Raw genomic sequence first — 5,042 nt, 5'->3', positions numbered from 1 at the left:
GGCGCTGGCGCAGCTCGCGGACGGCCTCGCCGACGCGGAGCCGCTGACGCAGATCCAGCCGCCGACGCGTCGACGCCCGGTGGACGTGGCGGCCCAGTCGGATGATGCCGAGGACGATGGCGAGCCCGGCGCCGTCGAGACCGAGTTCGCGACCACCGACGACACCGGACCGGTGCCGGCGGCCGGGGAAATGCCTGCGGACGACGTGACGGCGGACGAGGTGGCGGTCGACGACGACGTCACGGCTCCTCACCCGCCAGTGGCACCGAACTGATCAGTTCGGCGATCTGGTCGGCGTCCCCGAGATCGGGGCGCACGGTCTGGCCCGTGGCCGCGTAGAAGAACGCCCCGCCGACCTGCTCCGGCAGCACGTCATGCAGGCGGGCCCACGCCACCCGATAGGTCGCCAGTTGCAGCGCCCTGCGTCGAGCCTCCTCCCCCGTCGGCGGCCGACCGGTCTTCCAGTCCACGACCACCCAGCGCGGCCGCCCGTCCGGCAGCGGCGGTTCGGTGAACACGGCATCGACGCGCCCACGGACGGCGACCCCGGCGAACATCGTCTCGATCGGCACCTCGAGCTCGATCGGCACCCGGTCGGCCCACTCACTGGCGAGGAAGTGCGCCTGCAGCTCGGGCAGGTGCGTGTCGTCGGCGGCGCCCTCGTCGGCCGAGCCCGGCAGGTCGGTGAGGTCGACCATGGCGGCGCGGGCATAGTGCTGTTCGACCCACGCGTGGAACGCGGTCCCCCGTCGCGCGGCCGGTTCGGGGCGGCGCGGCATGGGACGGCGCAGGTCGACCGCGAAGGCCTCCGGGTCGGCGGCGTAGTCGATCAACGCCGACGTCGACAGGTGGGCCGGCAGATCGACGACGGCGGCGCCGGGCCGACGACGCGCCCGACGCTCGGCCAGCAGCACCCGGAGGTCCTCGTCGAGGTCGTCCTCGGAGAGCAGTTCGGCCGCCCCGTCCGCGCCGGAGAGCGTGGCCCCGATGTCGTCTGCGGCACGGCGCAGATGCGCGGCGTACCACGGCTGATCGCCGACCGGCCACTGGGCAGCGCTCGGCGGATGCAGCTCCCGTGGGTTGGTCGCGCCAGCCTCGGGCAGGGGCTCCCAGTGCAGTTCCTCGACCGGCAGGCCCTCGTGCTCGACCGCGCGGCGCACCTCATCCAGGAACCGTGAGGGCAGTCGCGGGGTCTTCGCGTCACCCCACAGGTGCGCGCTGAGCAGCAACTGGCCCCGCGAGCGGGTGAAGGCCACGTACGCGAGGCGACGTTCCTCGGTGATGCTCGCCGCTCCGCGCTCCTGTTTGAACGCGGTGATGTTCTCGACCATCGCCTTGTCGTCGGCCGCCTCGAGGTCCAGCACCGGCAGGCCCGCGCGGTCGCCACGCAGGCCGTACGGCACCGCCTCGATGCCGGTCAACCACCCGGAGTCGTTGACGTCGCCCAAGGTCCAGAAGCCCGACTTGTCCGAGGCCTTGGCGTTGTGGGCGGGGAAGACGCCCTCGACGAGTCCCGGCACGGCCACCGCGTCCCACTCCAGCCCCTTCGAGGCGTGGCAGGTCAGCACCTGCACCGCGCCGGGAGTGATCTCGAGGGTGGGCATCTCGAGCCCGTCCTCCTGCTCCTCGGCGGCGGCCAACCAGTCGAGGAACCCGCCGAGCGTCGGCCGGACCGCGCTGGCCGCGAACTGCGCCGCCACGTCGGCGAAGGCATCGAGGTGGACCCGGGCCGTGGCAACATCCCGGTTGGGGCGGGTCAAGACCTCGATGTCCAGGCCAAGGGCCCGTTCGGCCTCCCCGACCAGATCGGGCAGGGGGAGCCCGGTCAGCCGCCGCACGCGACGGACCACTTCGCCCAGCGCGGCCAGTCGGGCGCCGGCCGCGGCGGAGAGCCGTTCGCCGGACGGGCCGGTCCACCCCGGCGCGGGCAGGTCGTCGAGGGCCTCCACGAGGCTGACGTCGTCGGTCGAGTCGGGAGCCAGGTCCACCGGCCCCGGAGCCGCGGGCTGCGCCGGTTGACGCAGTCGCTGCCGCGAACGGGCCCAGGCATGGAGGCCGTCGAGGTCGGCGGCGCCCAGGCGGCAGGCGGGCCCGGTGAGCAGTCGCATGAGCCGATCGCCGCGCGACGGGTCCTGCACCACGGACAGCAGGGCGACGAGGTCCTCGATCTCGCTGGTGAGGAGCAGCCCGCCCAGACCGACGACCTCGTACGGGATCTCCCGGCCGTCCAGGGCCGTGATGATCGGGGCGAACTGCGAGCGCCGACGGCACAGCACGGCGGCCGAGAGTCGCCCACCGGCGACCCGGTGCCCGATCCATTCGGCGATCTCGGCGGCCTCGTCATCGATGGTCTCGAGGCACTGGACGTACACCTGCCCGGCGTGGGCACCCGGTCGGGCGCGCAACGGCTGCACCGGCACCGCCGACTCCGACCGCAGGGGCGCGGCGACGCGGTTGGCGACGTCGAGCACGAGCTGGTCGTTGCGCCAACTCGTCGACAGGGGCAGGACGGCCGCGGGCCCGCCAGCGCTCGTCGGGAAGGCACTCGGAAAGGTCCCCAGCGTCGTCGCGCTGGCTCCACGGAACGCGTAGATCGACTGGTTGGGGTCGCCGACCGCCGTCACGCCGACCCCGTCGCCGGTGTCGCTGCGCGCGAACAGGCTGCGCATGAGCACCATCTGGGCCTCGGAGGTGTCCTGGAACTCGTCGAGCAGCACAGCCCGGAACCGGCGACGCTCGATGGCCCCGATGTCGGGGAACCGGTCGGCCAGCCGCGCGGCCAGGCCCATCTGGTCGCCGAAGTCCATGGAGTCGCGCTCACGCTTGAGCTCGAGGTAACGCGCCACGATCGGCATGACGAGACGACGCTCCGCCATGACCGCGGCCAGGTCGGTGACGGCCTTGAGTCGGGCCTTGCCGGCCACCGGCAACTCCAGCAGCGTCGCCTCGATCGCGGCGAGTTCGTCATCGACCTCGGCCGGGGTCACGAGGTGCTCGGCCATCTCGCCGGAGAGGTGCACCACCGCCTTGGTGACCGTCGACTCCGCCTTGCTCATCGCCTCCATCGGCCCGTCCCACGCCTGCACCACCTCGTGGGCGTACTGCCAGGCGGCCGCCTCGCTCAGCAGTCGGGAATCGGGTTCGTACCCGAGTCGCAGGGCGTGTTCGCCGACGAGCCGACCCGCGTAGGAGTGGTACGTCGAGACCGTCGGCGCGCCGGCCAGCGAGATGACGCCCTCCTCGACCGGCGGCTCCCACAGACCAGCGCGCCGCAGCGCGGCCAGACGTGCGGAGACGCGTTCGCCGAGTTCGGCGGCGGCTTTGCGGGTGAAGGTCAGCCCGAGGATCTCGTCGGCCTCGACGACCCGGTTGGCCACGAGCCAGACGACCCGGGAGGTCATCGTCTCGGTCTTGCCAGAACCGGCCCCGGCGACGACGAGGAGGGGTTCGAGTGGCGCCTCGATGACGGCGGTCTGCTCGGCGGTCGGCGGCGGCTTGCCGAGGGCGGCGGCCAGGTCGGCGGCGGAGTACTGGATCGTCGTCATGTCAGGCGCCGCCCTTCGGGCTGTCGGTCAGTGTGCGACCCTCGGGGCGGGCGGGGCAGGACGACTTGACCGGGCACGTCGAGCAGACCGGGGCGGTCCCGCCGGGGGCCGTGGCGAACGACGCTCCGGCCATGCCGTCGGCGGTGGTGCGGATGAGATCGTGCGCCCAGCGCGGGTTGTCGGCGTCGGCGAGGGCCGGCTGCTCCTGCAGGGTCGTCGACTTGTTCGCCGCCTTGCCGAGCTGCAGGAGTGCCGCGCCGGCGCTGTCGGTGCCGAACGCCGCGAACCCACCCTCCTGGACGGCGACTTGGTAGGCGCCGAGTTGGGCGTGCTCGGGCACCTCGTCCTTGGTCGGCTTGCTGCTGCCGGTCTTGAAGTCGATGACGCGCAGGCGCCCCTGCGGGTCGCGTTCGAGGCGGTCGACGCTGCCGCTGAGCACGGCGCGTCCGAGCGCGACCTTCATGGCCTCCTCCCGGGCGACCGGCTGCCACTGCCCGGCCGTCTCGGCGAGGTACCTCGCCAATCTGTCGACCATGTCGTGGGCGTTGCGGTGCTTGCCCGCACTGACCCAGCCGTCGCGCAGACCCAACTGCCCCCAGCGCCGATCGACCTCGGCCCGATAGGTCGGCGCATCCTGATCGCCGAGCTCGGCGGCGATGGCATGGACGAGGTTGCCGATCTCCATCGCACCCACCGACGGTCCGGCCCCGCCACGCGAGGTGAGCAACCACTTGAGTTGGCAGTCCTGGAACGCCCCGACCCGGCTGGGCGAGACCCGCACCGGATCATCGTCACCACGCAGGGGGCGGTCGTCGGAGACCGTGCGCAGCGCCCACCACTGCGTCGGGTCGGCGCCGGGCACCCCCTCGGCAGCCAACCGCGTCAACAGCGCCACGGCCCGATCTCGCTGCGCCCCGGGCACCAACACGTCATGGCGCAACTGGGCGACCACCCCCGTCAGGTCCAGCGGGGAGGGGAGCGGGGTGAACTCGCGGGCGGTGGCGTCGTCCTCGCGCGGGTCGACGACGTCGAGGTACGGCGAGGGCTGGTCCTCCTCGGTGCGGATCGCCGTGACCAAGAGCCGGTGCGTCGCCCGGGTGACGGCCACGTGCAGGAGCCTGGTCTCGTCGTGCCGCACCTGCGCCTGAGCCGCCCGGATGCCACCCTCGCGACCGGTGACGATGTCGGCGAGGTGTTCCGAGCCCAACAACGAACCGCGCAGGCGCAGGTCGGGCCAGACGCCCTCCTGCACCCCGGCGACGACGACGATCCGCCATTGCCCACCGGCGGCACTCTGCGGCGTCAGCAGGGCCACCGCGTCGCCGCCGGCGCTGCGCGCGGACAGCGTGTCGGCGGCGACATCCTGCCCGGTGACGCTGTCGAGGAACGCCTCCGGCCCCTGGTGCGGCAGTCGGTCGGCGTACCGGCCGGCCGCATCGAACAAGGCCACGACGGCGTCGAGGTCACGGTCGGCACGCGCCCCGGCCTGCCCACCGG

Annotated in this window: 3 protein-coding genes; 1 reads left to right on the top strand and 2 read right to left on the bottom strand. The window is 73.2% G+C overall.

Going from position 1 to position 5,042, the window contains the following annotated elements; genetic code table 11:
- Positions 1 to 274: hypothetical protein (locus tag KD1_RS16745; RefSeq protein WP_169795327.1), on the top strand; the 274-nt coding region annotated here is incomplete at its 5' end.
- Here the strand turns inward: KD1_RS16745 and KD1_RS03545 are convergent.
- Both KD1_RS03545 and KD1_RS03540 read right to left on the bottom strand, forming a co-directional pair.
- Positions 240 to 3,545, bottom strand: coding sequence for an ATP-dependent helicase (locus KD1_RS03545; RefSeq protein ID WP_068397625.1), 3,306 nt, complete (start codon positions 3,543 to 3,545; stop codon positions 240 to 242). The two genes, KD1_RS16745 and KD1_RS03545, sit on opposite strands and share 35 nt — an antisense overlap.
- 1 nt (position 3,546) lies before the next feature.
- On the bottom strand, positions 3,547 to 5,042 hold a 1,496-nt coding region (locus KD1_RS03540; protein WP_169795326.1), incomplete at its 5' end, for a PD-(D/E)XK nuclease family protein.

Origin of the sequence: Kribbia dieselivorans NBRC 106261 (assembly GCF_001552435.1) — a bacterium.
Lineage (GTDB): Bacteria > Actinomycetota > Actinomycetes > Actinomycetales > Dermatophilaceae > Kribbia > Kribbia dieselivorans.
Note: the sequence above shows the minus strand (reverse complement) of the source record. Positions and strands in the feature narration are given on the sequence as shown.

Excerpts from the sequence above, each read along its gene's own strand:
- KD1_RS03545 (WP_068397625.1), bottom strand. The coding sequence starts at position 3,545 with ATGACGACGATCCAGTACTCCGCCGCCGACCTGGCCGCCGCCCTCGGC.